The 25,938-nt window shown below is 68.4% G+C and carries 27 protein-coding genes; 15 read left to right on the top strand and 12 right to left on the bottom strand.

Annotated features, from left to right (window positions below; genetic code table 11):
• The first annotated feature begins 125 nt into the window (after positions 1–125).
• Together BLQ73_RS26530 and BLQ73_RS26525 are read left to right on the top strand one after the other, a co-directional pair.
• Positions 126–815 carry a DUF4191 domain-containing protein gene (locus BLQ73_RS26530; RefSeq protein WP_093174564.1) on the top strand — a complete coding sequence of 230 codons (690 nt, stop codon included), beginning with the start codon at positions 126–128 and terminating at the stop codon, positions 813–815.
• Between the two features lie 13 nt (positions 816–828).
• Positions 829–1,713 (top strand): class I SAM-dependent methyltransferase, encoded by an 885-nt coding sequence (locus BLQ73_RS26525; protein ID WP_093174562.1) that lies wholly within the window; start codon positions 829–831, stop codon positions 1,711–1,713.
• Between the two features lie 30 nt (positions 1,714–1,743).
• Here BLQ73_RS26525 and BLQ73_RS26520 read toward each other — a convergent pair whose 3' ends face one another.
• Positions 1,744–2,202 carry an RDD family protein gene (locus tag BLQ73_RS26520; RefSeq protein ID WP_093174560.1) on the bottom strand — a complete coding sequence of 153 codons (459 nt, stop codon included), beginning with the start codon at positions 2,200–2,202 and terminating at the stop codon, positions 1,744–1,746.
• A 343-nt stretch (positions 2,203–2,545) separates the two neighbouring features.
• On the opposite strand from BLQ73_RS26520, the gene glnA reads away from it, so the two are divergent.
• On the top strand, positions 2,546–3,970 hold the full coding sequence (gene glnA, locus BLQ73_RS26515; protein ID WP_093174558.1) for a type I glutamate--ammonia ligase: 1,425 nt from the start codon (positions 2,546–2,548) through the stop codon (positions 3,968–3,970).
• A 249-nt stretch (positions 3,971–4,219) separates the two neighbouring features.
• Here the strand turns inward: glnA and BLQ73_RS26510 are convergent, their stop codons facing one another.
• The 4 genes from BLQ73_RS26510 to BLQ73_RS26495 form a co-directional block, all read right to left on the bottom strand.
• Positions 4,220–4,423 (bottom strand): hypothetical protein, encoded by a 204-nt coding sequence (locus BLQ73_RS26510; protein ID WP_093174556.1) that lies wholly within the window; start codon positions 4,421–4,423, stop codon positions 4,220–4,222.
• A 240-nt stretch (positions 4,424–4,663) separates the two neighbouring features.
• Positions 4,664–5,143, bottom strand: coding sequence for a hypothetical protein (locus BLQ73_RS26505; RefSeq protein WP_093174554.1), 480 nt, complete (start codon positions 5,141–5,143; stop codon positions 4,664–4,666).
• 174 nt (positions 5,144–5,317) lie between these two features.
• Entirely contained in the window at positions 5,318–6,781 is a 1,464-nt protein-coding gene (locus tag BLQ73_RS26500) for a hypothetical protein (protein WP_093174552.1), read from the bottom strand.
• A complete protein-coding gene (locus BLQ73_RS26495) occupies positions 6,778–7,059 on the bottom strand; it encodes a hypothetical protein (protein ID WP_093174550.1) in 282 nt (93 codons plus the stop codon). The genes BLQ73_RS26500 and BLQ73_RS26495 overlap by 4 nt, the downstream gene beginning before the upstream one ends.
• A 292-nt stretch (positions 7,060–7,351) precedes the next feature.
• On the opposite strand from BLQ73_RS26495, the gene BLQ73_RS26490 reads away from it, so the two are divergent.
• Positions 7,352–8,053, top strand: coding sequence for a GntR family transcriptional regulator (locus BLQ73_RS26490; RefSeq protein ID WP_176955698.1), 702 nt, complete (start codon positions 7,352–7,354; stop codon positions 8,051–8,053).
• Positions 8,054–8,122: 69 nt separating this feature from the next.
• Positions 8,123–8,968 (top strand): alpha/beta hydrolase, encoded by an 846-nt coding sequence (locus BLQ73_RS26485; protein WP_245691432.1) that lies wholly within the window; start codon positions 8,123–8,125, stop codon positions 8,966–8,968.
• On the opposite strand, the gene BLQ73_RS26480 is transcribed toward BLQ73_RS26485, so the two are convergent.
• Complete coding sequence (locus BLQ73_RS26480; RefSeq protein ID WP_143020454.1) at positions 8,945–10,120, bottom strand: helix-turn-helix domain-containing protein; 1,176 nt, start codon at positions 10,118–10,120, stop codon at positions 8,945–8,947. The two genes, BLQ73_RS26485 and BLQ73_RS26480, sit on opposite strands and share 24 nt — an antisense overlap.
• A gap of 268 nt (positions 10,121–10,388) precedes the next feature.
• On the opposite strand from BLQ73_RS26480, the gene BLQ73_RS26475 reads away from it, so the two are divergent.
• From BLQ73_RS26475 to BLQ73_RS26440, 8 genes are all read left to right on the top strand, one after another.
• Positions 10,389–11,240: an SAM-dependent methyltransferase gene (locus tag BLQ73_RS26475; protein WP_093174542.1), complete on the top strand. Its 852-nt coding sequence runs from the start codon at positions 10,389–10,391 to the stop codon at positions 11,238–11,240.
• Positions 11,237–11,539 (top strand): hypothetical protein, encoded by a 303-nt coding sequence (locus BLQ73_RS26470; RefSeq protein ID WP_093174540.1) that lies wholly within the window; start codon positions 11,237–11,239, stop codon positions 11,537–11,539. Before BLQ73_RS26475 ends, BLQ73_RS26470 begins: the two co-directional genes overlap by 4 nt.
• 192 nt (positions 11,540–11,731) lie before the next feature.
• Positions 11,732–12,967, top strand: coding sequence for a methyltransferase, FxLD system (gene fxlM, locus BLQ73_RS26465; RefSeq protein ID WP_093174538.1), 1,236 nt, complete (start codon positions 11,732–11,734; stop codon positions 12,965–12,967).
• Positions 12,968–13,022: 55 nt separating this feature from the next.
• Positions 13,023–13,220: an FxLD family lanthipeptide gene (locus BLQ73_RS26460; protein WP_093174536.1), complete on the top strand. Its 198-nt coding sequence runs from the start codon at positions 13,023–13,025 to the stop codon at positions 13,218–13,220.
• A gap of 78 nt (positions 13,221–13,298) precedes the next feature.
• Entirely contained in the window at positions 13,299–16,376 is a 3,078-nt protein-coding gene (locus BLQ73_RS26455; RefSeq protein WP_093174534.1) for a lantibiotic dehydratase, read from the top strand.
• Positions 16,376–17,554, top strand: coding sequence for a lanthionine synthetase C family protein (locus tag BLQ73_RS26450; RefSeq protein WP_245691431.1), 1,179 nt, complete (start codon positions 16,376–16,378; stop codon positions 17,552–17,554). Before BLQ73_RS26455 ends, BLQ73_RS26450 begins: the two co-directional genes overlap by 1 nt.
• Positions 17,536–18,504, top strand: coding sequence for a thiopeptide-type bacteriocin biosynthesis protein (locus BLQ73_RS26445; RefSeq protein ID WP_093174616.1), 969 nt, complete (start codon positions 17,536–17,538; stop codon positions 18,502–18,504). The genes BLQ73_RS26450 and BLQ73_RS26445 overlap by 19 nt, the downstream gene beginning before the upstream one ends.
• A 2-nt stretch (positions 18,505–18,506) precedes the next feature.
• Positions 18,507–19,628, top strand: coding sequence for a hypothetical protein (locus BLQ73_RS26440; protein ID WP_093174532.1), 1,122 nt, complete (start codon positions 18,507–18,509; stop codon positions 19,626–19,628).
• Positions 19,629–19,713: 85 nt separating this feature from the next.
• Here the strand turns inward: BLQ73_RS26440 and BLQ73_RS26435 are convergent, their stop codons facing one another.
• The 6 genes from BLQ73_RS26435 to BLQ73_RS26410 form a co-directional block, all read right to left on the bottom strand.
• Complete coding sequence (locus BLQ73_RS26435; protein WP_093174530.1) at positions 19,714–19,974, bottom strand: hypothetical protein; 261 nt, start codon at positions 19,972–19,974, stop codon at positions 19,714–19,716.
• Positions 19,975–20,024: 50 nt separating this feature from the next.
• Positions 20,025–20,321 carry a hypothetical protein gene (locus BLQ73_RS26430; protein ID WP_143020453.1) on the bottom strand — a complete coding sequence of 99 codons (297 nt, stop codon included), beginning with the start codon at positions 20,319–20,321 and terminating at the stop codon, positions 20,025–20,027.
• Between the two features lie 32 nt (positions 20,322–20,353).
• The gene (locus BLQ73_RS26425; protein WP_176955697.1) at positions 20,354–21,205 is read right to left on the bottom strand and encodes an N-acetylmuramoyl-L-alanine amidase; all 852 of its coding nucleotides are present in this window, start codon (positions 21,203–21,205) and stop codon (positions 20,354–20,356) included.
• 148 nt (positions 21,206–21,353) lie between these two features.
• Positions 21,354–21,689, bottom strand: a complete 336-nt coding sequence (locus BLQ73_RS26420) for a hypothetical protein (RefSeq protein WP_093174524.1) — start codon at positions 21,687–21,689, stop codon at positions 21,354–21,356.
• Complete coding sequence (locus BLQ73_RS26415) at positions 21,682–21,966, bottom strand: hypothetical protein (protein WP_143020452.1); 285 nt, start codon at positions 21,964–21,966, stop codon at positions 21,682–21,684. The genes BLQ73_RS26420 and BLQ73_RS26415 overlap by 8 nt, the downstream gene beginning before the upstream one ends.
• Before the next feature lie 52 nt (positions 21,967–22,018).
• A complete protein-coding gene (locus tag BLQ73_RS26410; protein ID WP_093174520.1) occupies positions 22,019–23,053 on the bottom strand; it encodes an IS3 family transposase in 1,035 nt (344 codons plus the stop codon).
• Positions 23,054–23,112: 59 nt separating this feature from the next.
• Between BLQ73_RS26410 and BLQ73_RS26405 the strand changes: the two genes are divergently transcribed.
• A complete protein-coding gene (locus tag BLQ73_RS26405; protein ID WP_218126028.1) occupies positions 23,113–24,228 on the top strand; it encodes a tyrosine-type recombinase/integrase in 1,116 nt (371 codons plus the stop codon).
• Positions 24,225–25,938, top strand: a 1,714-nt coding sequence (locus BLQ73_RS26400; protein ID WP_093174516.1) for a tyrosine-type recombinase/integrase, incomplete at its 3' end; no start/stop codon positions are given. The genes BLQ73_RS26405 and BLQ73_RS26400, both read left to right, overlap by 4 nt.

The raw sequence follows: 25,938 nt of genomic DNA, 5'->3' as shown, positions 1-25,938 counted from the left end.
GGTCGCAGCGGCCCGGCCGGGGCGCGGAGCGCTGCCGTACGGCGAGAGCCCGCGTGTCCCTCCGTCGAGATCTCGACGCCTGTCCGTTTTCCGTTCTTGACCCTGGGATTTGTATCCTTCACAGCATGGCGAAAAAGCCCGTAGACCCCGCGAGTGAGCGTCCGGGGCGGATCAAGCAGCTCCGGATGATCGCGAAGATCGTCAAGCAGGCCAACCCCAAGGGCATGCCGATCGTTTATGCCTCCGCGCTCGGCACCCTCGCGGTATGCATCGTGATCGGTCTGGTCATGAGCTGGCTGTGGTACATGGTCTTCATCGGCCTGATGCTGTCACTCACCGTCGGCCTTGTGGTGTTCGGGCAGCTGGCGCAGAAAGCGCAATACTCCATCCTTGACGGGCAGGTGGGCGCGGCCGCGGCCGTGCTCCAGGGCATGCGCGGCAACTGGGACGTCACGCCCGCCGTCGCGGTCAACCGCGACCAGGACGTCGTTCACCGTGTCGTCGGCTATCCGGGCATCGTGCTGGTCGGCGAGGGATACGGCGGCCGGATTCAGAAGCTGCTCCTGGCGGAGAAGAAGCGGGTGCAGCGGGTCGCGGTCGAGGTGCCGGTCTACGACGTGCAGTGCGGAGACGGCGAAGGCCAAGTGCCGCTCGCCAAGCTCCAGCGCCACCTGATGAAGCTCCCCCGCAACCTCAAGAAGCCCGCGGTCTCCGAGATCAACTACCGGCTGCGCGCGCTGCCGCAGAACCTGCCCCTGCCGAAGGGGCCGCTGCCCAAGGGCGCCCGCATCCCGCGCGGCCCGAAGGCCCGCTGACCCGCACGTGACCATGAGCTCATCCACGGACAAACTGTCGGAGGGGTCGGTGGACGCGGTGAGCGTCACCCGGTCCTTCCGCAGGCCCGTCGACTCCCGGGCCACCAGCCGGGCCGTCCGAGGCTGGTGGGACTCCGAGGCCGACGACTACCAGGCCGAACACGGCGCGTTCCTGCGCGACGCGGGTTTCATCTGGTGCCCCGAAGGGCTGGACGAGGCGCAGGCCCGGCTGCTCGGCGAGGTCGCCGGACGCCGCGTCCTGGAGATCGGGTGCGGCGCCGGGCAGTGCGGGCGCTGGCTGGCCGGCCAGGGCGCGCGGGTCGTGGGGCTGGACCTGTCGTTCCGCCAGCTCCAGCACTCCCGCCGCATCGACGCGAACCTCATCGACGATCTCATGGGCGATCTCATGGGCGACGGCCGGAGCGCCCTGCCGGTCGTGCAGGCCGACGCCGAGGTCCTGCCCTTCGCCGCCGGCTCGTTCGACCTGGCCTGCTCGGCGTTCGGCGCGCTGCCGTTCGTGGCCGACGCCGGCGCGGTGCTCGCCGAGATCCGCCGGGTGCTGCGGCCCGGCGGAAGGTTCGTCTTCTCGGTGAGTCATCCGATCAGGTGGGCGTTCCCCGACGATCCGGGCCCCCGCGGCCTGACCGTGGGAACGACCACCTACTTCGACCGCATGCCGTACGTCGAGACCGACGAGGACGGCACCCCCGTCTACGTCGAGCACCACAACACCCTCGGCGACTGGGTCGGCCACATCACCGGCGCCGGGCTGGTGCTCGACCGGCTGATCGAGCCCGAATGGCCTGACGGGCACGACCGGATCTGGGGAGGATGGAGTCCTCTCCGAGGCCGGCACCTGCCCGGCACCGCGATCTTCTGCTGCCGGTTCCCCGGCTGAGGACCGCCGGCGGTCAGGTCTGGAGGAGCGTCAGGTCCTGACGACGACGGTGGCCGAGACGCGGTCGTGGATGCCGCGGCGGTCGCGGTCGAGCATGACCGCGGGGACCGCCAGGCACAGCAGGACCGTGCGCGCGATCGTCGGCACCCAGCGGGGGCGGCCCCGGTCGAGCGTCGCGACCCGGATGTTCATCAGCCGCATCCCGAACGTCATGCCTATCGTGCCCACGAGCAGCACGTTCTCCACGGCGAACACCAGCAGCCCCACCCACGCCGCGTCGACCGAGCTCATCCCGAGCAGGCCCTGCGCGATGGCCCAGGTGCAGATCAACCAGTCGATCATCAGTGCGGCGAGCCTGCGGCCGAACCCGGCCACCGAATCGGGGCCTTCTTCGGGAAGGCCGAGGCGCTGACCGGGATATCCGAGGTCGACCCCTGCGGACCGCACACCGCCGATCCACGTCTGCGTCCATGGGCGCTGCTTGCTCATGAAACAAAGGTATCCGGCCAGGGCCGTGGGCCGGGCGCCGCCCGGCCTGGCGCAAGCCGTACCGTTATTTGACTCGCCGCAGGTCAAAAGTGAGTACTGTGCCCCTCACGGGCGACCAGGGCACGCCGTAACGCGGGTTAACGTAGGACCGGTTCCCCTTAACACGCGTGAAACAAACGGGACATGGGGTGGAAACGGCCCGCGCCTACGGTCGAGAGCGAGTGTTCTTCGTGTCAGCCGCCGGCAGGCGGACCGCCCGGTTCGGCCGGACCCCGGAACCGGACCCAGCCGCTGCCGCGTGAAGAAGGCTCAGCGCATGCCGTGCCCTTTGGGAGGTTTCGAAGTGTTCAACTCCGCCGACGACGTCCTGAAGTTCATCGGGGACGAAGGGGTGCAGTTCGTCGATATCAGGTTCACGGACCTGCCGGGGACGACGCACCACTTCACCTACCCCGTGGAGAACTTCACCCGCAGCGTCTTCACCGACGGCCTTATGTTCGACGGTTCGTCCATCCGCGGGTTCCAGGCCATCCACGAGTCGGACATGCTGCTGCTGCCCGACCCCACCTCCGCGGTGCTCGACCCGTTCCGCACGCACAAGACGCTGAACATCAACTTCTTCGTGCACGACCCGCTCACCGGCGAGGCCTACAGCCGCGACCCCCGCAACGTCGCGCGCAAGGCCGAGGAATACCTCAAGGGCACCGGCATCGCCGACACGGTCTACGTCGGCCCCGAGGCGGAGTTCTACATCTTCGACGACGTGCGCTTCCAGACCAACGCGCACTCCAGCTTCTTCTACATCGACTCCATCGAGGGCGCCTGGAACACCGGCAAGGCCCAAGAAGGCGGCAACCTCGGCTACAAGCCGCGTTACAAGGGCGGCTACTTCCCGGTGCCGCCGATGGACCACTTCACCGACCTGCGCTCGGAGATGACCCGCCGCTGCATCGAGGCCGGCATCCCCGTCGAGATGCAGCACCACGAGGTGGGCACCGCCGGCCAGGCCGAGATCAACTTCCGGTTCGGCACGCTCCTGGAGAGCGCCGACCGGCTGATGCTCTTCAAGTACATCATCAAGAGCACGGCGATGGAGTTCGGCCACACCGTGACCTTCATGCCCAAGCCGATCTTCGGTGACAACGGCTCCGGCATGCACTGCCACATGTCGCTCTGGAAGGACGGCGAGCCGCTCTTCTACGACGAGGTCGGCTACGCGGGCCTGTCCGACTACGCCCGCTACTACATCGGCGGCCTGCTCAAGCACGCCCCGTCGCTGCTGGCCTTCACCAACCCGACGGTCAACTCCTACCACCGCCTGGTGCCCGGCTACGAGGCCCCCGTCAACCTGGTCTACTCCCAGCGCAACCGCTCGGCCTGCGTCCGGATCCCGATCACCGGGTCCAACCCCAAGGCCAAGCGCGTCGAGTTCCGGGTTCCCGACCCGTCCTGCAACCCGTACTTCGCCTTCGCCGCCATGCTCATGGCCGGCCTCGACGGCATCCGCAACAAGATCGAGCCGCCGGAGCCCATGGACAAGGACCTCTACGAGCTGCCTCCGGAGGAGGCCCGCCTCGTCCCGCAGGTCCCCGCCTCCCTCGACAAGGTCCTCGACAACCTGGAGGCCGACCACGACTACCTCCTCGAAGGCGGCGTGTTCACCCAGGACCTCATCGAGACCTGGATCTCCTACAAGCGCGAGAACGAGGTCGACCCCATCCGCCTCCGCCCCCACCCGCACGAGTTCGAGCTCTACTACGACGTGTGACAGCGGGGTTTTCCTACCTCGGTGATCTTCCTAGAAACGGCCGCTGAGCTGGAAAAACGTTCTCATCCTTGCTTGTTGTTTCCCGTCGTTTCTCGTCCTCTGACCGAACAGAGACCGAACAGAACGGCCCGGCATCGAATCGCGATGCCGGGCCGTTTCTGCACGTGAGGGGACTCAGGCGGCCCCCTGGTGTGTGTACTGCGCGTCCTCCCATGCTCGCACGTCGGCCTCCCGGTATCGCACTCACTGCTAGTCGGCCCGTAGAGCCCTGCCGAGCACGAGAACCACGGCGGCCGACAGCACGAGCGCACTGCCACCGACCACACCCCACGTCGCGGTCGCCAGCCCCCACAGCGCGACGGCCGTCAGCGAGATGCCAGCTACTCCCGCCCCGTGCCGCTCCAATTCCTCCAGCACCGTGCCGACCGCCAACTGCTGATAGCGGTAGCGCAATTAGCCATCTCTCAGCGCCCTCAATCCGGGCGTGAAAGCGCGTCTTGCGGGCCTCGCGGCGGGTCGGCTTGGTGGGCACGTGACTCCTCCCGATCGTCACGGACGGTTACGACTGACGGGGCCGTGGTACGATCTCGCGCACGTGCGCGCACGTACACCTGCGCGCGTTGGGTCGCCCCGCGGCGGCGGTCTGCGGCTCTGCTCGGCGGCGAACACCGCCTGGCGTCCGGTCACGATCCGTCACGCCAGCATGAGGTTGGCGATCACGGCGTCCCAGTCGATGTGGGCCATCTCCTCTCCCTCCGGCACCAGCTCGTGCATGCCAGCCATGTGCCGGGCGAGCACGTCAGCGGGCGCGCGGAACACCGCCAGAGACAGGTTTCCTTGGGTGACCCCGAGCAGCAGATACCTGCTGTCCGAGGACGGCTCAACCCGCAGCGCGGTGCGGTCCGGCTTCGACAGGCACTCGGCCCGCCCGCTCAGGCCATCCAGCAGGACGACGCGGGGCACTGCCACCGGGGCGGGCCAATCTTCGATCTCCAGGAGGACGACGCGGGGCACTGCCACCGGGGCGGGCCAATCTTCGATCTCCAGGAGGACGAAGTACGGGTCGTCCGTCCGGTAGGTAATCCATGCGTTGTGGAACTCCTCGGTGGCCTCGTCCCACATCGGGATGTAGCAGGACCACTCGGTCGCCTGGTTCGTCCGGCTGGTCGTCATCAGTTCACTCCCCTGTCGTCGTCGGTGGACGAACCGCTCTCGTCCGCTTCTTCCGCCCCGGCCGGTCCGCCGTCCGCCATCTGTTCCGTCTGCGTGGATGAGTCGGTCCCGTCTGCACCGTCTGTGGCGGACGTCCCGTCCGTCTGCAGGACCTTCAGCAGCGCGCTGGCGCGCTCATTGCTGATCGTTTGTCCGGCCGACTTGACCCCGGCCGCGAGGCGGTCGCGCGTCAGCCGCGTCCGCTGGTGCTGGGCGAGGATCGCCTGTCCAAGAGGAAGCACATCCGCAAGGTCGGCGGGACCTGCGGTCCGTCCGCCTGTCCGCTCCGTCCGTCCGCCGTTCGTCCGCGTGGACGGACGGCGTCCGTCCGTCCGCTTCTTGCCGGACCGTCCGCCCGGACGAGACTTTCCGTCCGTGCCGTCCGTCCGCTTCCGCGCGGACTCGTCGTCCGCCGTCCGTCTGTCGCCTGTCCGCTTCTCGTCCGCGCTGTCCGTCCGCTTCTGGTCCGTCGTCCGTCTGCGGCTCGTCTGTCTCGTCCGTCCGCTTCTCGTCCGCCGTCCGTCCGCGCACGAGCCAGGCCCAGCGCCACCCTCCGTCCGGCTTCCGCCCGCCGTCCGTCCGCACCTCATCCGTCCGCTCGTCCGCCGGACGAAGCTCGCCGGCGGGCAGCGGACGGTACATCGGGAACATGCCGCCGCCGACCCGGTTCACGAACCGCGCGATCGTCTGCTTGGCCGCCTGCGCGTCCGGGTCCACGCTGTGCAGCTCCTCCGACAGGGCGGCGAGCTGTGTCAGCGCAAGCTCCAACTGCGTCCGCTGCGCCGCGACGACTGCCGCCTGTGCCTGGTCCACCGTCCGCCACGTCATCCGGACGGCGCGGCGGGAGCGCACCACCTCGACCGCGATGTGCGGGCTCTGGACACCCTCGCTGACCGCCCACTTGAAGGCTGCGAACGTCTCCTTGGTGTGCAGCAGCCAGCGCAGCGCGCTGAACTTCGGCACGCGGGGGTCGATCAACCCCTTCTCCCGCAAGTCCTTTCGGTGCAGGTGCCGGGAGTGCATCGACCACAGCCACGGCGAGGCGAGCGAGCAGGCCGCGAACAGCTCGGGGTAGTCCTGCACGTGCGTGTACGACAGGTACCCGGCACCCGCGCCGACCAGGTACGACCACATGCGGGTGGCCCAGGCCGCGTCGCCCTCGCGGAGCGCGACGTGCGCGTGCCAGGACACGTACACGGCGACCGACTCGACGATCCCGGCCGCGAGCACGGCCCACAGCGGCGGGAGCCCACGCTGCATGAACGACATCGCCTGCCCAGAGACGGCGACGCCGTTCACGCCCAGGTTGGTGATCGACATGACGGCCAGCCGGCTGGCCGCCCGCGTCCGCTCGGCCCAGACCTCGCGCCGCTTCCGCCACTTCGCGCGGGTGCGCTCGGCCTCGGCCTCGGCGACGATGCGGGTCTGCTCCTGCTCGGCCAGCTCGCCCGCCCGCTCGGAGAGGGTGGCACGGTGCTCGGCCTCCTCGATCTCGCGCAGGCGACGCGCCTCGTCGCGGAGACGCTCCTGCTCGATGCGGAACTGCTCCGCTTCGAGCCGGGCGCGCTCACGCTCGGGGTTGGGGGCGAGTAGTCTCACGCCGCCACCTCGTAGGTGCCGATGCCGAGGAGGCGGCGCTGCGTGGGGGTGGTGCCGCCGATGATGCCCCAGTTGTCGAACGGCATCTTCCGCGCACGGTTCACGCACTCGCCGTCGAGGCCGGTGAAGGGGCAGCCGGAGCAGAGCCGCTGGGCGTATTCGGGGTCGATGCCGGGCTGGCGGCACTTGGCGGCGCGGGTCAGGAGGACCCCGTCGAGGTCAGAGGTGGCGTCGGATGTGACAACGCCGAACGGCGATGCCACGATGTGGCTGGACATCGGGTCTCGGTTCCTTTCACGAGGGTTGAGAGACCTGGTGCTCAAGGGCCCCGCCCGGATGTGGAAGATCTGGGCTGGGGCCCGCATGGGCTTGTAGCTGAGCGGCCTTTCCGGTGGAAGCGGAGGGCCGCTTTTTCATACTTCGCGATTTCGTGTTTACTAGTAAACAGAATTGCGAGAGTCATGCTGCATCGCCCGACGATCACTGTCAAGCCCGCAGGTGAGAAGCACCGATCGCGCCGCCGTACTACGATCAACGCCAGCCAGAGCAGCCCAACGAAGGAGCCCGCCCGTGCCCGTCGCGAGGTTTCCCGAGGTCCTAAACGACCTCCGGACCAAGATCCTCGACGGCACCTATCCGGCAGGCGAGCCACTCCCCCACACCGAAGAACTGATGCGGGAGTACGGCTGCAGCAGGCACGTCATCACCAGCGCCATGCGAGAACTAAAAGCTGAGGGCCGGGTCCGGCGCGCCGCCAATAAGGGCATGATCGTACAGCGACCGCCCGCCGTCATCGAGATTCCCATGGCCGTCGAGCGGCGCAACGAGCCCATCGTGTTCATGAACGCGTGCATGTCGGCGGGGACCACAGGTCGCCTGATCGAGCAGGCCCCGCAAACCGTCCTCCCGCCCGGAGAGATCTTGGAGAGCCTACGCCTCGGCCCCGACCACCCGGTGCTCTACTTCGAGGGACATGGCGTAGTTGATGACCAGATCGTGTGCCTCGATCAGTGGTACCTCGCCACAGAGGAGCCTGAGGCCAAAGCGTCCAGCGCAGACCCGTCGTCCGACGTACTGGACATCCACACCCAGATCCACCTAGCGGATCCGAAGGAAGCATCACAACTCCGAGTCAGCCGTGGCAGCCCGCTGCTCGACATCACGCGCATCGCCTACGACGACACCGGCCAGCCCCTCCATTTGCTACGCCGCCTCATCAACCCACAGCGGATCCACATCGTGGACCAGCGGCTCCCGCCCACGTCACCCTGAACTGCGCCTCCGTCCAGGAGCCATCGCGAATGCTTCCACCGGTCCAAGGCCGTGCCTATGCTGCTGAAGGTGACTTCAACAGAGCATGAGATCACCTTCCGGACCCTCGACGGCCAACAGCTCGCCGGAACGCTCGTCGCACCAGACGGACCGCCAGAGTACGCCGTCGTCCTGGTCCACGGCGGCGGAGTGACGCGTCACGAAAGCGGCTTCTTCACCCGGATGGCTCACGGACTGGGCGACCACGGCTTGGCATCCCTCCGCTTCGACCTGCGCGGCCACGGCGAGAGCGAAGGCAGACAAGAAGAACTGACCCTCTCGACCATCCTCAACGACATCCGCGCCGCGCTGCAGCAGCTCCGCGAGACGACCAAGGCCACGAGACTCAGCCTGCTCGGCACGAGCTTCGGCGGCGGCGTCTGCGGCTACTACGCCGCCCATCGGCCCGACGAAGTGTCCCGGCTGGTACTGCTCAACCCCCAGCTCAACTACAAGAAGCGCACCATCGACAGCCGCCCCTACTGGCACGACGATTACCTGGACGAAGACGTCGCCCGCCAGCTCACCGAGCAGGGATCCATCACCTTCACCCCCACCCTGCGCCACGGCCGGCCACTCCTCAACGAAGTCTTCTGGCTGCAGCCGCACACCATCCTCGGTTCCATCAAGGCCCCGACCCTGATCGTGCACGGCACCAAGGACACCCTCGTGCCGATCGAGTCCTCCCGAGCGGCCGTGCCCCAGTTCACCGCCCCGTGCGACCTGGTCGAGGTCGAAGGCGCACAGCACACCTTCGCCGTCCACGACGATCCGCAATATCACAACCCTCAAAGCCAGGCATGGCAGGCCGCGGTGATCCGGACGGTCGCCGAATGGCTGCGGGACGGACGCCTACGCGGCAGGACAATCAGCTAAGAAGTCCTGCAGGGCGCGCACCTGCGGCCGACGCTGCCAGCGGCCCATCGACTCCACCACGTCGCCCAAGACCGTGATCGTCCGCCGCGAACGAGTGGCCCGCGCAACGCGCGCCGCTGCGAGCCCCAGGGTGGCCGCCTGATCGGGTTCGCCGATCAGGGCCAGCGCGGCCGCGTGACGGGCCTGGAAGTAGCCGACGTCGCGATATGACAGGCTGCCGCCAGCGATGATCGACTCAAGGATCTCGGCCGCCCTGGCGGGCTTGCCCGCCTCGGTGAAGCACGCGCTGCTGCGCAACAACAGCATGTGCTCCGTGAAGGAACTGCCAAGTGTCCCCGGCTCCTCCTCCGACACGCCGGACAGCAGTCCGCGTGCTTCGTCGAGCTTCACCTCGACCTCGCGCACCGGCTCCCCCATCATGGCCAGGCCCAACGCCTGCTGCTGCAGCACTTCTGCCCGCACCCCAGCCGGAAGCCGCGTGCTGCTGTGCTGCGCCGCTTCCGCCAGCGTCAACACCTTCAAAGCGTCCTGCCGGTCATAAGCGAGTTGGGATTTGCGTAGCAACACGTAGCCTTGCATGGGGCCGTCGTCGGCTTCTTGCGCCCACTCGACCGCCCGGTCGTACCAGTACGTTGCCGTAGGCAAATCCCGTAGATCGCGGTACAGCCAGCCGATGAACTCCGCGGCCTCCGCTCCCACGGCCAGCAGTTGCCGTCGAACCTGAGGGCGAACTTCGCGAACGGAGTGCTGCATGATCGCGATCACGGCCTGCACTCTGGGCAGAGCCGCTGATGGTCCGAGAGCGCCATCTTCCGCCTTGCTCGCGTCGAGCTGGAGGCGTAGTTCCTCCACCACGGACCCACCCACGTAGCGACGAGGGTCCGTCATGACCCCCTCAGCAGGTGGTAGTGCCTCCATGCTTGCCACCGGCCAGACAACGGCGCGCTGTCTGCGGTCAGCCAGGGCCACGAGTTGGCCGTTCGCCCTGAGAGCCTTGTCGAGTGCCGTGGCGACCGCCATAGTCGGTGATCGTCGTCCGCTTTCAAGATCGGCGATGTAGCTCTTGCTGCAGTGAGCTACACGAGCCAGCTCGCGGAGTGACATTCCGGCGCGTAGACGTCGAAGCGCCTCACCGAACGTTTCAATGCCCACGCGGTGCTCCTTACCGTGTCCGCACGGTGGTGTCCGCAAACTCGCGGACGCCCTGCGGACAGCCCAGGCCTAGACCCTGACCAGCGGTGCTGACAACGCTATCCCTAAGGGCTGCTTCTAGCAGCGCCCTCGCCACAGAAGGCGGCCCCGGCCCCCGGCGCGACGAACACCGGGGGGAATTCCGGGGCCTTGATCAGGAATCGAGGTCCTGACCCATGCAGAAGCGTAGAGCCATCCGAACCCAGCGTTGTCCCGAAGGGCGAGTCTCATGAGCACCGCCAGGGTTGCTTCCCAAGACACGCCAGATGAAGGCCGCTACGACTTCTCCACACCGTCGATCGCCCGCGTCTACAACGCCGCCACGGGCGGCAAGGACAATCTGCTGCCTGACCGGAATGTGCTGGACAAGCTGCAGGAGACCGCGCCCAAGCTCCCCGAGGCCGCCATGGCGAACCTGGAGTTCGTCACCCGCGCCACCGAAGTGGTCGCCGCAGCAGGGATCCACCAATGGCTGAATCTCGGATGCGGGCTGCCGCCAGAAGGCTACGAGACAACGCACGCCACGGTCGTCCGCCACCACGAGGGCGCCCGCGTCGTCTATGTGGACAATGACAAGCACGTGACAGTCCATGGGCGCGTCTTTCTCGACGTCCCCGGCGCAACCGGTGTCATCGAGGAAGACGCGTGGAACGTGGACGAGGTCCTCGGTCACCAAGAGGCCGGTCTGCTCGACCCTAGCCAGCCCATCGGGATCATCGCCACGGCGCTCGCACACTTCAAGCCTGCCGCCGAAGACCCTGGCGGCATCCTGCGCCGCTACATGGCCCACTTCACCTTCGGCTACCTGATCTTCTCGCACGCCCGAAGCGACCTCCTCAGCCCGGAGGAACTGAAGCGGATGATCGCTGACTACAAGCGGACAGCCGACATCTACCCACGGCCTCGGGATGTCATCCAGAAGATGTTCCTCAACGGTCTGGAGCTCCTTGAACCGGGCCTGGTCGAGGCTTCCACATGGCGGCCTCACATCGCGGTGTCGAGAGACGTCGGCCGGGCCCACTTCGTAGCCGCCGTCGCCCGGTTCGGCCATGCCGAGGCCCCTGCCCGAGGTGCAGCATGACGGTCACCACGGACAAGCTGAGCGATGAGACGGCCCACAAATTGGCGCAGGACGTACAACGCTGGTGCGCTGACCGCTGGTGCGTGATGTGGGAGCCGTACCGCCGGGTCTTCACCGCCTACCCGGCCTACGACCACGCCCTCCACACACCGATCGAGACCAACAGCGCGCGCGAGGTATGGCGCCGCATCCTCGATGTCGATCACGTGCTGCTCCAGACGGTGGCCGAGGCCATCCCCGCCCACCCTCCCAAGATCGTCCACGTACCGCCCGGTTTCCTACAGGAAGTGCTCGGGTGAACAAACGAGCGCGGAGAGCCCGCTGTTCGGCGGCGCGAGGACCCCCGCGAGACGTGTCGCACTGCGCGGGGGTACGTGGGCTGTCCCGGCGTGTCCAGTGGACAGCGATGATCGGCCATGGCCAGCGTGAACCCGCGCTACACCGCCCCTCCGTGAAACCCGACCAGTAGACAGACAACGAGGAGATCATCTGTGAACGGCAAGGCCACCGACGAGACGCGGGCCGCTGAATTGAGGGCCAAGCTCGCGGGCGAGCTCAAGGACGCCGGGTTCATCACCTCGGCCCCGGTCGAAGCAGCGTTCCGCGCAGTGCCGCGGCATGCCTTCGTCCCCGCCGACACCCCGCTGGAAGTGACCTACCAGCTCGACAGCGCGGTGGTGACCAAGCGGGACGAGCACGGCGTGGCTGTCTCCTCCGTCAGCGCGACATACATCCAGACCGCGATGCTGGAACAGGCCGAGCTGAAGTCGGGTATGACGGTGCTGGAGATCGGTTCAGGGGGCGTAAACGCGGCGATGATCGCCGAGATCGTCGGGCCGAACGGCCGCGTCGTCTCCGTGGACATCGACCCGGAGGTGACCGACCGCGCCACGACGCTCCTGGAAGCCACCGGGTACGGCGACCGCGTCACGGTGCTCACGATCGACGCCGAGCACGAGATTCCCGGGTTCGAGAAGTTCAACGCGATCATCGTGACGGTCGGCGCGTGGGACCTGGCTTCAGCCTGGCTGCGTCAGTTGGCTGAGGGCGGCACGCTGGTGGTGCCGTTGCGGATGAACGGCATCAGCCGCTCCATCGCGTTTCGCCGCGTCAACGACCACTTGGCCAGCACATCCACCGTGGTCTGCGGATTCGTCCCGATGCAGGGCGCCGGGGAGCACATCGACCGGGAACTTCGACTGCCGGACCCGAACGGCCACATGGTCACGCTGCGATTCGACGACGGGACGCCCGACGACCCGGGCCTGCTGGACGGTGTCCTGGCCACCGAACGCAGCGAAGTATGGTCCGGGGTCACCATCAAGAACGGCGTGTCATTCGCCGACCTGTACCTTTGGTTCGCTGGCTTCCTGCCGGGTTTCTGCAGGCTCGCCGCGCAGGAGGGAACCGAGCTGGCGCAGGAGCGCAAAACGTGGTTCCCGTTCGCCGGCGTGCACGGCGACTCCTTCGCCTACCTGTCGGTGCGGCCCGCGCTGGAGGGCGCGGGTGTGGAATTCGGGGCACGCGCGTACGGGCCGCACGGCCAGGAGGCCGCGGCCGCGATGGTCGAGCAGATTCAGGCGTGGGACGCGCGGGCCCGGAACCGGCCAGAGCCGATGTTCGCCTACTGGCCGACCGGCAGCAACGCCCCCACCCACCTGCCGGACGGCACAGCAACCTTCAACAAGGCCCACGGTCTTGTCACGATCTCCTGGCCCACCGGCTGACCAGCCGCTCAGTCAGGACGCCTTACACCCAACCCAATGTGAGGAGTGTGATCCGATGACCCCATCGCTGACCCTCGACGCCACCGACATCCAGAACCTGGCGGACGGCGTGGCCGACGAGGAGTTCGAGCTGGACATGCGCGTTGTGGAGGCGACCACGCCGCTGGTGACCATGATGTGCGCCACAGACGACGGATGCGGCACCACCTGCAGCACTAGCGCATGTAGCACCAGTTCCAACGACCCGTCCTGAATCACTCTCTGCCGCCGACGTCCAGCGACGTCTTGGGCGTCGGCGGCGCGGTTCCCGATCGACCAAGGAGAGGGGATCATGGTAAGCGTTCCCCCGCGCTACCAGCACACCGGCCTCGTGGTGGTGCGAGCGAGCACCGACCCGGGCGACCTCGAACTACCCGAACATCTTGATCTGGATCTGGGCGATCCCGCCGCCTTCCTACAGGAAGGCCGAGCCTGGCTGGCGAAGGCATGGGCGCGCGGCGACGTCCACGAGGCCCTCCTGATCGCCAGTCCTGCGCTGGCCACTCGCATCAACGCCCTGATCACCTCTGCCACGGTCTCGGCCAGCGACGTGCGCCGCGCCATCCTGTCTACCGTCACCTACCTGCTGCGCTGGCAGCGCCGCCCGACTCCGTTTGGGCTGTTCGCCGGAGTTGCCACAGCCGACATCGGGCCCGCACATGCCGACATCGGCACCCGGCACCAGGCGTTCGCCCGAGTGGACGCCGACTGGATCACCCGCCTCATAGACCAGATCGAGCAGCATCAGCGCCTGCGCCCGCATCTGACGGTGATCGCCAACAGCCTCGGCGTCATCCGCGACGGCCGCTTCATCGTGGCCACCCGGGCACGGGGCGACACCCACGCCCCCGGCTCCGGACACGAGGTGTCGGTACGCCTGACCCGGCCCATGCGGCTCGTGCTGGCCTTGGCCACAGCACCGATCCGGTTCGACCAGCTCGCCACCCAACTGGCCGGACGCTTCCCGGAAACTCCTGCGGAGAAGATCCTCGCGCTGCTGCACACGCTGGTGGACCAGCACATCCTGATCACGAACCTGCGTCCGCCGATGACGGCCGCTGACCCGCTGTCGCATCTGCTCGATGTCCTGCACGACGCTGATGGTGAGGACCTGGCCGACGTCTCGGCGCTGCTGCGCGACCTCGAACACCTCCGCGATCTGCTGGCCCGCCACAACGCTGTCGCCGCCCCCGAACGGGCCGCCGCGATCCGCGCCACGATCAGCACGCACATGGCGGCGCTCGCCTCCGGTTCTCGACCGGCCATGGGCCTGGCCATCGACGTGGCCCTCGACGCGAGGATCACCATCCCGGAACCGGTACTGCAAGAGGCCGCACACGCCGCCACCGTCCTGCTGCGGCTGTCCACCGAGCCGTTCGGCCGCACCGCCTGGATGGACTACCACGCCCGTTTCCTGGCTCGCTATGGCCCTGGTGTCCTCGTTCCGGTGAAAGAGCTGGTGGCCGATTCTGGGCTTGGCTTCCCCGCCGGTTACCTCGGCGCTCCCCGTGCCCGGCCCACCTGGCGCACGCTCACCGAGCGGGATGCCCACCTGCTGACCCTCATCCAGAAAGCCACCATGACCGGAGCCGACGAGATCACCCTTATCGACGCCGACGTCACCGCCCTGACGATAGGCGACCACGACACCGTCGTGACGCCACAGCGTGTGGAGATCGGTGTCGCCCTGCATGCCACCTCGACCGAGGCGATCAGCCGCGGTGAGTTCGGCCTGCGCGTCGTTGCCACGCCTCGGGCCTGCACCAGCATGGCCGGACGATTCGCCCACCTGCTGGATGAGGACGAGCAGGCGCGGCTGGCCGCGTCCCACAGGCATTGCGACGGCGCCGTCGCGGTGCAGTTGTCCTTCCCACCCCGCCGCTCCCACAACGAGAACGTCACGCGCGTCCCGCCGCTCGTCCCCGAGCTCGTGCACCTGGGCGAGCACCCCGGCAACGGCGCGATCGACGTCGGGGACCTGTCGGTCACCGCTGATGCCGCTCACCTGCACCTGGTGCAGTCCTCCACTGGTCGGCTCGTCGTCCCTCGGGTCGGGCACGCGTTGGACACCGTCGTGCAGACGCCGCCGCTGGCCCGCTTCCTCGCCGAGGTCGCCGACGCTCGCAGCGCGATCTACGGGCCGTTCAACTACGGTGCCGCGCGCACCCTGCCGTATCTGCCACGCATCCGCTACCGGCGCACCATCCTGGCCGCCGCCCGCTGGCTCCTCACCCCCGCCGACCTGCAACCCAGCGTCGGCCAGGACTGGGACGCCGCCCTGCAGGCGTGGCGACACCAGACGCGAGCACCGGCGCGCGTCCTGCTGTGCCACGAGGACCTCCGTCTCCCGCTCGACCTCGATCAGCCGCTGGACCGCGCCGTCCTTCGGACACGGCTGGGGCGAGCCGGGCGGGTTGAGCTGCAAGAGGATCACCTGCCGGAGGGGGGCGGCTGGATCGGCCGACCGGCCGAACTGCTGATCCCGCTGACCGCGATCGACTCGCCGCCGCGCCATCTGCCGATCACCACAGCCCCGGGTCTTGCTCTCCGGCCGGGCGACGCCACGGTGCTGTGCGCCCACCTGGTGGGCAATCCGGCGCGATTCGACGGCATTCTCACCCACCACCTGCCCGCCCTCATCTCCGAGGTCGCCGACCTGGTCACCTGCTGGTGGGTGCGCCGTCACCGGGACATGATCCGGCTCGACGCCGACCAGCACCTCGCCGTGTTCCTGCGCCTGGCTGATTCCAGTCAGTACGGGCCGGTAGCGGCCCGCCTGGCCGCGCTCGCCGCCCACCTGGAGGCGCGTGGACTGCCCGCGCACCTCACCTTGACCACCTACCGCGAACAGCCCGGCCGGTATGGCGAAGGCGCGGCTCTTGCGGCGGCCGAGCAGGTGTTCGCGGCCGACACCCGAGCGGCCATCACGCAGATCACGATGGCCACCAGCACCGGATTGCCCGGCCAGGCGCTGGCCGCCGCGTCCATGGCGCACCTGGCCGCCGCGTTCGCCCCTGACCGCCTCATCGGGTATCGGACACTGGTCCGCCAGCTGGAGCAGCAGACCGGGCCGCTGGATCGGGCGCTGCGCGGCCAGGCGCTCGACTGGAGCGATCCCACCGGCGATTACCAGGCCGTACGCGCTCTGCCGGACGGCGAAGCCGTCGCCGCCGCCTGGCAGGCTCGCGATGCGGCGCTGGCCGACTACCATCACACCCTCGCTCAGCAGCGCGCGCCCGCCACAGTTCTGCGGACCCTGCTGCATGATCACCACGTGCGAGCCCTCGGCGTCGATCCCGAGTTCGAGAAGGTGACGATCCGCCTCACCCGCGCGGCCGCAATGCGCCGTCTCGCCTTGGCAGGTGCTTAGTGAGCGGCAAGACAAGTGAACCGGTGCAGCTAACCCCGCACGACGTGGAGCGGCAATCACTGGCCAAGGGGTCCGCCGCGACCGCGCTCCTGCACATCGAGCGAGCCCTGACCGGCACTGGAGACTGGGCAACCGCTCACACCCACATCAAGCAGGTCGCGAACGGGCCGATCGACGGCGCACCGCACGCCAGCCTCTACTACGGGGCACCCGCCGTCGCGTTCATCCTGCACGCCGCCGGCACGAGCCGCGATGCCCGCTACCAGGCGGCGGCCCGCGCCCTGGACAAGCACGTCACACGCCTGGCCCAGCGACGTCTGGCCACCGCGACGGAACGGATGAGACGACGCCTCCCCGCCTCGTTCGCCGAATTCGACCTCTTCCGAGGGCTGACCGGGATCGGCGCACTGCTGCTCCTACGAGCACCCGGCAGCGACCTGCTCGCCGACGTCCTCGACTATATGGTCCGGCTGATCAAACCACGCCGCATCGACGGGCAAGAGCTGCCGGGCTGGTGGGTCGATCACGATCCCGACCCGCTGATCCCAACGCCTGGCGGGCACGTCAATCTTGGCCTCGCGCACGGTGCGGCCGGGCCGCTCGCCCTGCTGTCCCTGGCCGCGCTGCGTGGCTGCGAGGTTCCGGGACAGATCGACGCCCTCCACGGGCTGTGCCGCTGGTTCGACCGATGGAGGCAGTCCTCGGCGGAAGGGTCGTGGTGGCCTCAGTGGCTCACCCGCGACGAGATGCGAACCGGCAGCACCACCCAGCAGGGGCCAGGGTGGCCGTCCTGGTGCTACGGGGCGGCCGGGATCGCGCGCGCACTACAACTCGCCGCCCTGGCAACGTGCGACCCCGTCCATCGTGGGATCGCTGAGAAGGCCATGGCTGAGTGCCTGACCGACCAGCAACTCAGCAAGATCACAGGGCCGGGGGTGTGCCACGGCATGGCCGGGGTCTATCAGACCGCGTTCCGGGCCGCCGGCGACGCCGCCAATGCTGCAATCGGTCAACGACTCCCCGCGCTCGCCGCCGCGCTCGCTCAGCGTGCGGCTGACGGACAGGACGATCCTGGAGGGCTGCCGGATGGAGCCGCCGGGGTTGGGCTGGTCCTGGAAACCGCGCGGCACGCCGCTCCTCCACTTTCGGGATGGGACGCATGCCTCCTCATCACCTGACGACCACGGCTCCGCACCAGCTCGCCGCTGGTGTCCTCGCCTTTCTTGCAGGGGGAGATCTCGACACGGTGGCCACCGATACCGGTGTGGACCCGGTTGACCTCGACGAGGCCGCCATCGCCTTCCAGGCCGCGGGGCTCGCGGCGCTCGAACGCCGCGCCGAGACCGGCTGGTATCAGCTACGCGTCCAGTTTCCCGACTGGGACACCGCCGAGGAGATCGGCGCCCGCCACCTCGGGCCCCGTCTGGAACAGCTTCAGGCGCGCGGGGCTGTCAACGGCTGGTGGTTCCTGCGCAAGCCTCCTGGCTGGCGGCTGCGTCTGCGGGAGGCCGACGTTCCCGCCGTTGATCAGGTGCTCGATGAGCTGAGCGCAGCGGGGGCGCTCACCCGCTGGTGGCCGACCATTTACGAGCCGGAAACCGCCGCATTCGGCGGACCGGACGGGATGCAGGCTGCGCACGATCTGTTCTGCGCCGACAGCATCGGCGTGCTGGAGTTCGCCCGTCAGGACACCCCCGGCCTCGGCCGCCGTGAACTGTCCATCATGCTGATCAACGCCCTGCTCCAGGCGGCTGGCCTGGACTGGTTCGAGCGCGGCGACGTGTTCGCCCGCGTGACTGGGCTACGACCAGCACCTGCCACCGCCGACACCGGCCGCCTCGAAGCGCTGACCACCAACGTGCGCACGCTGCTGGCCATCCCCGCCCAAGCCGACACCCAACCGTTCGAGCCCGGTGGGCCCGCCGCGTTCGCCGCGCCGTGGCTCACCGCCTGGCAGACCGCCGGCAACCAACTCGGCCGCGCCGCTGCCGAAGGCCGTCTCAACCGTGGGTTACGGGCCCTCCTCACCCACGTCGTGATCTTCCACTGGAACCGGCTCGGCCTGTCGGCCACCACGCAAGGCATCCTCTCCCGCGCGGTCACGGCCGCCTTCCTTCCCGAGTCTTGATCATGGATTCCATACTGCGTGCCGCCGTACGCCGCTTCCCGCTCGTCGGCCGCGCCCGGCCCGCCTGCCCTTCGCTTCCGGAGCGTGTCCAGGAGATCGCCGGCATCGCCGACACCGCCGCGCGCCCCGACGTGGACCCGCTGCACGAGGGGGCGCACGCACTGAACAAGGCCGCGCTGCTGGCGAGCGACTGCGGCCTGCCGGACTTGGCCCGTGAGCTGTGCTGGCAGCACATCAACGTCTACCGTGAGGCCGATCACCCGCTCACTGTGCTCCAAGCGCGATACATGCTGGAACCCGCCCTCAACCTCGCCCGGCTCCAGATCCGCGCCGACGCCGGGCAGCACGCGCTACGACTGCTGGACAGCATGTACCAGGCGGCCCGGAACGGCACCGACTTGGTGATCGAGGGCCGCCGCCTGCCCCTGGCCAACGTCACCGGCACCCGGCAGGAGCATCACAAGCTGCGCGAATGGGTCTGGCTGCAGTACCTCGCGGACGGCATCCGCGTCCTGGCGCTCGCTGACCGCTGGGACGAGGCGGTCACCCATGCTCGGGTCCACAACGGGGTCGGCATGCACCTGCTGGAGGGACGACAGGCCGAGATCATCACCCATTGCCTGCACGGCGAAGCTCAGGCAGCTCAGAAGGTGTTGGAGGAGTGCACGCTGACCGAGCCCTGGGAGCACCTGGTCGGCTCGTGCCTGAGCGTGATGTGCGCGGACCGGAGCAGCGCGTCGGCTGGCCGAAGCGTTGCGGCGATGGTCGAGCAGTTCCTTGGAAGTGTGCCTCTGCCCGGCTTCGCGGTCTTCCGCGCCCGGCTCGGGCTGACCGTAGCCACGCTCGTGAGCAGCACGGCCTCCGGAGCGGCTGACCGCGTGCACGCCCGGGTGGCCGAGGAGGTGGTCGAGTCTGGCGATGGTTACGCCGCTCGCGATGTGCTCACAGGTGGCCATCCCTTGTCCGCGACGCATCGGCAAGCGTTGACTGGTCTGGTGGCCTCTGCCGGCCTGGGGACTGGTGAACTGCCGGAGCCACTGCTGGACGTGCTGATTCGTTCGACGAAGATCGCGACAGACGTCTTGACCGAAGCCATGCGGCTCGACTCCCCTCCCCCATGCTGAGAGCCTGCGCTTAGCCCTGAAAACACAAAAAGCGCCCCATTCCCCCTATATAGGGAGGAATGGGGCGCGCTCGTGATGGCAGACGCTACCGTTGATCGCCTGGAAGGTCAGGCCGCGGGGTGTGCCGGGCCTTCCATCCGGCCAGGGCCGTCAGTGCGGTCGGCACCAGCGGCAGCGTGATCGCTTCGATCCAGTCGGGAAGGAAGGCGATCATGCTGGGGTCGTCGGCGAGCGCCTGCAGCGCCGCCATTCCGGCGACGCCAGCGAGGTACGAGACCAGGCCCATCGCCTTGACCTTGGTCTCGATGGGCGGCTTCGAGTAGGTGACCTGAGGATCTGCGTGCATGTGCCCCTCCTTCGGGACAGCCCGCTGCGGCGGGACGGTTTGAGAGTGGGTCAGGCGCGGGGCGGCCACGACCACTGGCCGTGGTCGGTGCCCTGCGAGCGCGACGTGGCCCAGTAGCTGTGGTTGCCGTCGAGGAACACCTGGAGGTTCACGGCAGTCCCGGAACCCTCGTAGGTTCGCGTGATGATCGCCGGAAGGACATCGCCGAGCTTCGCGGGAGAGCGGATGACGCCCTGGCCGCCGAACGACTGCATCGACTCCAGGTCGATCATGGAGACGTCGTGGCCGGACAGCTTGTAGTGAACGATCCGGCCGATCGTCGGCGCGGTCTCGGTGGGGGTGGACATGAACATGCCTCCTGTCAAAAGCGGAACCGCAATTAGCGGGCGAACATGCTGATCTTGGCCATCGACACCTTCTCGACGACCGCCGCGGCGTCGGTCGGGTTGATCACCCTGAGCCGAAGCTGGTTCTTGGCGTTGAGGCTGAACTGGCCGCCGATGCTCTCCTCCACCCGGCCATTGACGTCCGCGCGGAACGACAGCCGCCAGGCATCGTCCTCGAACGTCTTGCCGTCCCGGGAGTACCTTGACCACGCCACGTCGATCTCCGCGCCCGGCTTCAGGCCCCGTACCTTGACCAGGCCATCCACGAGGCACCAGCGTGAGTCCTTGGCCAGGACCGCGACACCGTCTGCACCGTGCGCGGGCGGGTCGTCCGCGTACTCGACATGCCAGCGCACCGCCAGCTCACCTCCGGCCGGGAGATCCTGGTCCTCACCAGCCCCCAGAGAGATCACCTCGGGCATGACGTCCTCCTGCTTAGGCGGGGTTCCGGGACTCTTGATCAGCGCGGCCACACGCTCCCGGAAATGGTTCATGTTGATGGAGTGCGGGTCAGGCTTGTCGGAGTTGACCTCCCTGTGCGGCTTCACTCGCGAGGTCGGCAGGTCGAACTCCCGGCACAGCTCCGCGCACAGCGCTTCGTAGGCGTCGATCTGCGCATCGGGCCACGGCGTGCGACCGTCGTTCTCGGCTTCGATGCCGATCGACGTGCTGTTCATGTGGTGCGGACTGGTGCTCGGCGCGTTGTGCCAGCAGCGACCTGCGGCGACGACCCAGATCCGGCCAGTGTGCTGCAGCCAGATGTGGCTGAGCGGCCCGTTCAGGCCCGGCCTGCCGTTGACCACGATGTGCCGGTCATTCCATCCGGCGGTGTGGTGACAGACCACGCCCTCGACGGAAGGCTGCGGCCCGTGCCCACGACTCTTCCATCCGCCGACCTCGGTAACTGGAAAGCCTGTCCGGCGGGCAACGTCAGCGAGCTGCGTAAGCCATGGCATGGTGACCCCCTCGGGTTCGTCAATCGAAAACGACTGGTCAGCCGCGTGTGAGCTGGATCAGCGCGATCACCGCGCCCGCGACCGTCACCAGCAAGCCGACGACGGCGATGATTTGCTTGGTGCGCTCGGTGAGCTGCGTCCGGGTCACCGCTTCCCGCTCGACCGTGTCCACGCGGGCCTCCAGCGCGATGTACCGCGCATCGGCGGCGGCACGGTCTTGCTCGACGCGCTGCGCGAGCTCGGCATGCCGGTTGTCCACCTGGTCCAACCGCTGCAAGATCAGCGCGGTGCTGCCGTTCGTCCTCTCGAACCCGACCTCGACCAGGGCGCGCAGCTCCGTCAGCGCGAGCGTGAGCCGGTTCAGCTCATCCACCGGCCACAGCCCACGACGTGGCTGGCGGCTTCGTCTGGTACGACGGCACGAGTGGCGCCTCCCGGTTGTCGCGGTACCAGGCCACCGCCAGGCGGCGCGCCTCAACCCGAGCAGGGTCAAGGCGGATCATGGTCTTGACCGGCTCCAGCGGGTCAACTGGCGCGGTCACGTCGAGGCCGACGAAGGCGAGCACGTCCTGCCGTACCTGCTGCTCCTCGGGCTCCACTCGGGCGCGGTAGGTCTTGACCGCCTCGATGCGGGCCAGGTGCGCAGCCAACCGCTCGCTGTCTGGCACCCCCGGCGGTAGCTGTCAATCCGGATGACACACGTCATGCTGCATAACTCGGCTGCATATCCTCCGTGGTCTCGATGCTCGCGGGGCGGGGTTCGTTGATCCATGCCCTCGCAGGCAGCGGCGGCGGCTCGGGCCGGCGGCGGAACCGCTCAGGATGCCGGGCGTAGGCCTCGGCGAGCACACGGGCCCGCTCGTCCCGGATCCGCCCCGCGGTACCGAAATGAACCGACGCCGGCGTGTGCAGGCCGATCCCGGAATGGTAATGCTCGTGGTTGTAGTACTGGAAGAACTCCTCGCAGAACTGGCGGGCGTGCTGAATCGATCCGAAGCGCTCCGGGAAGGCGGGGCAGTATTTGAGTGTTTTGAAGTTCGCCTCGGAGTAGGGGTTGTCGTTGGACACCCGCGGCCGGGAGTGGGACTGCTCGATATTCATGTCGGCGAGGAGCTGCGCGACGGTTTTGGAGGTCATGGAGGTGCCCCGGTCGGCGTGGATCGTACGGGGCGCCGCGCCGCCGTTGGCTTTGACCGCTCCCTGGATGAACCGCTTGGCGAGTTCGCCGTTCTCGGTCGGGCGGACCTCCCAGTGGACAACGCGGCGGGAGAAGATGTCCAGCATCGCGTACAGGTCGAAGTAGACGCCTTTCACCGGTCCTTTCAGACGTGTGATGTCCCAGGTCCACACCTGGTCGGGGCCGTCGGCCACGAGCTCGGGGCGGACGCGCGGGGGGTGGGCGGCCTGTCCGCGCCGGTCACCGGTCTGCCCGGCCCCGGCCAGGAGCCGGTACATGGTGCGGACACTGCACAGGTAGACGCCCTCGTCCAGCAGGGCGGCCCAGACCTGGGCCGGGGCCTTGTCCCAGAACCGCTCGGAGTTGAGCGCCTCGATCACGGCCCGGCGCTCCTGCGGGGACAGTTGCGCGGGGTGCGGTGCCGGCGGCCGGTGCGGGCCGGGGGGCCGGGGGCGGGGATTGCGGTGCCGGTGCAGGGTGGAGCGTGATTTCCCCAGGGTGTCGCATGCGAATTTCGTGCTGGTGACGGGTTCCAGTTCGGCGAACGCCTTATCGATTATCTCTTGCGCTTGGCGTCGGAGTCCGCACTCTCGGAGAGAGATTCCAAGAGCGCCACGATATGCAGGTGATCCCGAACCGGTTCCGGGAAGGCTTTGATCAAGCAGCGGCCGGCCAGGGGGCGGGGGGATTTCGCATGTCGGGATGGGTGCCGTGTCTGGAGCGGCGAGCGCTGGGCGAGTCGGGGGTCGAGGTCCGGCTCGGTCATGACCTTCTGGATGACTATCTGCGCTTTGTCGCAGGCCGTTGCCGTCCGAATTCGGTGCTGGCAGCCGGGTTCGACCTGAAAGTGTTTTTCGGGTTCGTCGGTGAACAACCGGCCGAGGTGACCACTGCGGACGTGCTGGAGTTCATCGTCGCGCAGCGTTCTCCCCTCAACGGGGGAAACGTGGTCCGTCTGGCCGACGGCGAGGCGGGGCTGTCGGCGCGGACGATCCGCCGTCGGCTGGCGACGTTGTCAGGCCTGTTCGGTTACCTGATCGCGCGGGGCGTGGTGAAGACGAGCCCGGTGCCCTCGGGACCGTTGACGCGCAGCCCGAACGACCGTGGGAGGCGGAGCGGACGTCTCCCGCTGATCCGAACGCCACGGACGCTGCCTCGGGTCCTGGCCCCGGCGGAGGCCGTTGCGCTGCTGGCGGCGCTGCGCACGGCGCGTGATCGGGCCATGGCCGAGGCGATGCTCCTGGGAGGCTTGCGCCGCTGCGAGGTCCTGGGGCTGCGGCTGGAGGATGTCCAGGCGGTCGACCGCCGGTTGCTCATCGCCGAAGGCAAGGGCGGACACCAGCGGATCGTGCCCGTGGCCGGACGGTTCTTCACCACCCTGACGACCTACCTCGAGCAGGAGCGGCCCAAGAGCGACACCAGCCAGGTGTTCGTCGTCCTCAAGGGCCCCAGCCGCGGCCGGCCGCTCACCGCCGCCGGAATCGATGAGATATTGCGGGGTGCCCGGCGGCGAGCCGGGCTGGAACGGGCCACCTGCCACATGCTGCGGCGCACCTGCCTGACCCGGCTGCGAGAGGCGGGGATGGCGCTCGAAGCGGTCCAGGCCCAAGCCGGGCACTGCTCCATCGAATCGACCCGCATCTACCTGCACCTGGCCGATTCATGGCCGGCCAAGGAGTACCACAAGGCAATGGACGCACTCGAGGCCGACCTCCCCCAGGGCGGGGAGCGATGAAGGCGCCTGCAGCGGCACCCACACCCAAGGGCGCCGCCGTCGTTCTCTCAGTACCGGAAGCGGTCGAGGCGTTCATCAACGACGGCGCCACCCTCCACGCGCGCAAGCACCGGATCCGGATCGCCGGGCAGTTCACTGATCTGTTCGGTGACCTGGGAGGTTGGCTGAAGGCGCCGCTCGCCCGTCGCCTTGAGGCGCCATCGGGGGTTCGCGGTTTCGCGGTCCGGCTCGCGCTGGCCACCGCGACGCCGGCCGATGCCGGCTACGTTGCCGTGGCCAACGCCGGTTGGGGGTATCGGCTCGCCGATGTCGACCCCGACTTCGCGATGCTGTTCTCCGCGACGGCCTACCGGCTGGGCTGGGGCGATCAGCAGATCGGACGGCAGTGGGCGGTGCTGGCCAAGCTCGCCGCGGTCGCCGGACGCCCGGCCGGGCAACTGACCGAACCGTACTTCGGACAAGCCCGCGACCGGCTCGCCGAAGTCGTCAGAGTCCAGCGTGGCAAGGTCCCCAGCACCCTGACCACACCGGTGCACGGACTCCGGGCCACCCTGGCCGCCTCGGGCATCCTGGAGGCGCCCGGCGGGAAACAGGTCGGCGACCGAGGCCGGCCCGGCCACTGGTCGCACCTTGAGAATCACGCCCCGGTCCTGGTGAGAACGATGCGCCGATACCTCGCCCAGCTCGCGATCAGCATGCGGCCCGGCAGCGTGAAACTCATCGACACCACCCTGCGCCACCTGGCCACCTACCTGGCCGATCATCATCGCGAGGTCACCACCGCGATGCTGATCCGGCGAACCCGTATCGAGGGGTTCAAGGCCTGGATGCAGGCCCGGCCCGGCTATCGGGGCAGCCGCACCCCGGCCAAGACCACGATCGGGATGCGCATCGGCCATCTGCGCGGCTTCTTCGACCGGATCATCGAGTGGGGGTATGACGACGTCCCTGACCGCACCCCTGTCTTCGCCGGGGACATCCCGCTCCGGGATCGTCCGCTGCCCCGTTTCCTGGAGGACGAGGCCGCCGTCAAGCTACTGACCGCCGCGAGGCGGCTGCCGGACCTGTTCGACCGGGTCTGCGTCGAGGTTCTGGCCCGCACCGGTCTGCGCAAGGGGGAGTTTCTCCGCCTCACCACCACCGCGATCGTCCGGATCGGTGACGGGGAGTGGCTGCACGTCCCGGTCGGCAAGCTCCGCACCGACCGGTACATCCCGCTGCACCCACGGGTGAAGACTCTCCTTGGTCAGTGGCTCGAGCACCGCGCGGACCAGCCGGGCAGGCTGATGTTCACTGAGCTTGGACGGCTGATCCCGCAGACCCGCGTCGACTCCGCCGTCCGCAGGGCGGCAACCGCCGCCGAGCTGGGACATGTCACCCCGCACCAGCTCAGGCACACTTTGGCCACTCAGGCGATCAACCGCGGGATGAGCCTGGAGGCCATCGCCGTATTGCTCGGCCACAGATCCATGTCCATGACCATGACCTACGCGAGAATCTCCGACCGGACCGTCGCCGAGGAGTACTTCGCCGTCACCAAGCAGGTCGAGGCACTCTACGACTGCGCACCCGCGCTACCCGCAGACGCCGCCGGGCCGAACATGCAACGCCTTCAGCTCGAAACCTCCCGCAGACTGCTGGGCAACGGGTACTGCACCCGCCCTGCGGAGATCGGCTGCCGCTACGAGACGATCTGCGAGACCTGCACCT

Origin of the sequence: Sinosporangium album (assembly GCF_900100605.1) — a bacterium.
Taxonomy (GTDB): domain Bacteria; phylum Actinomycetota; class Actinomycetes; order Streptosporangiales; family Streptosporangiaceae; genus Sinosporangium; species Sinosporangium album.
This window is presented reverse-complemented; position numbering and strand designations above follow the sequence as displayed.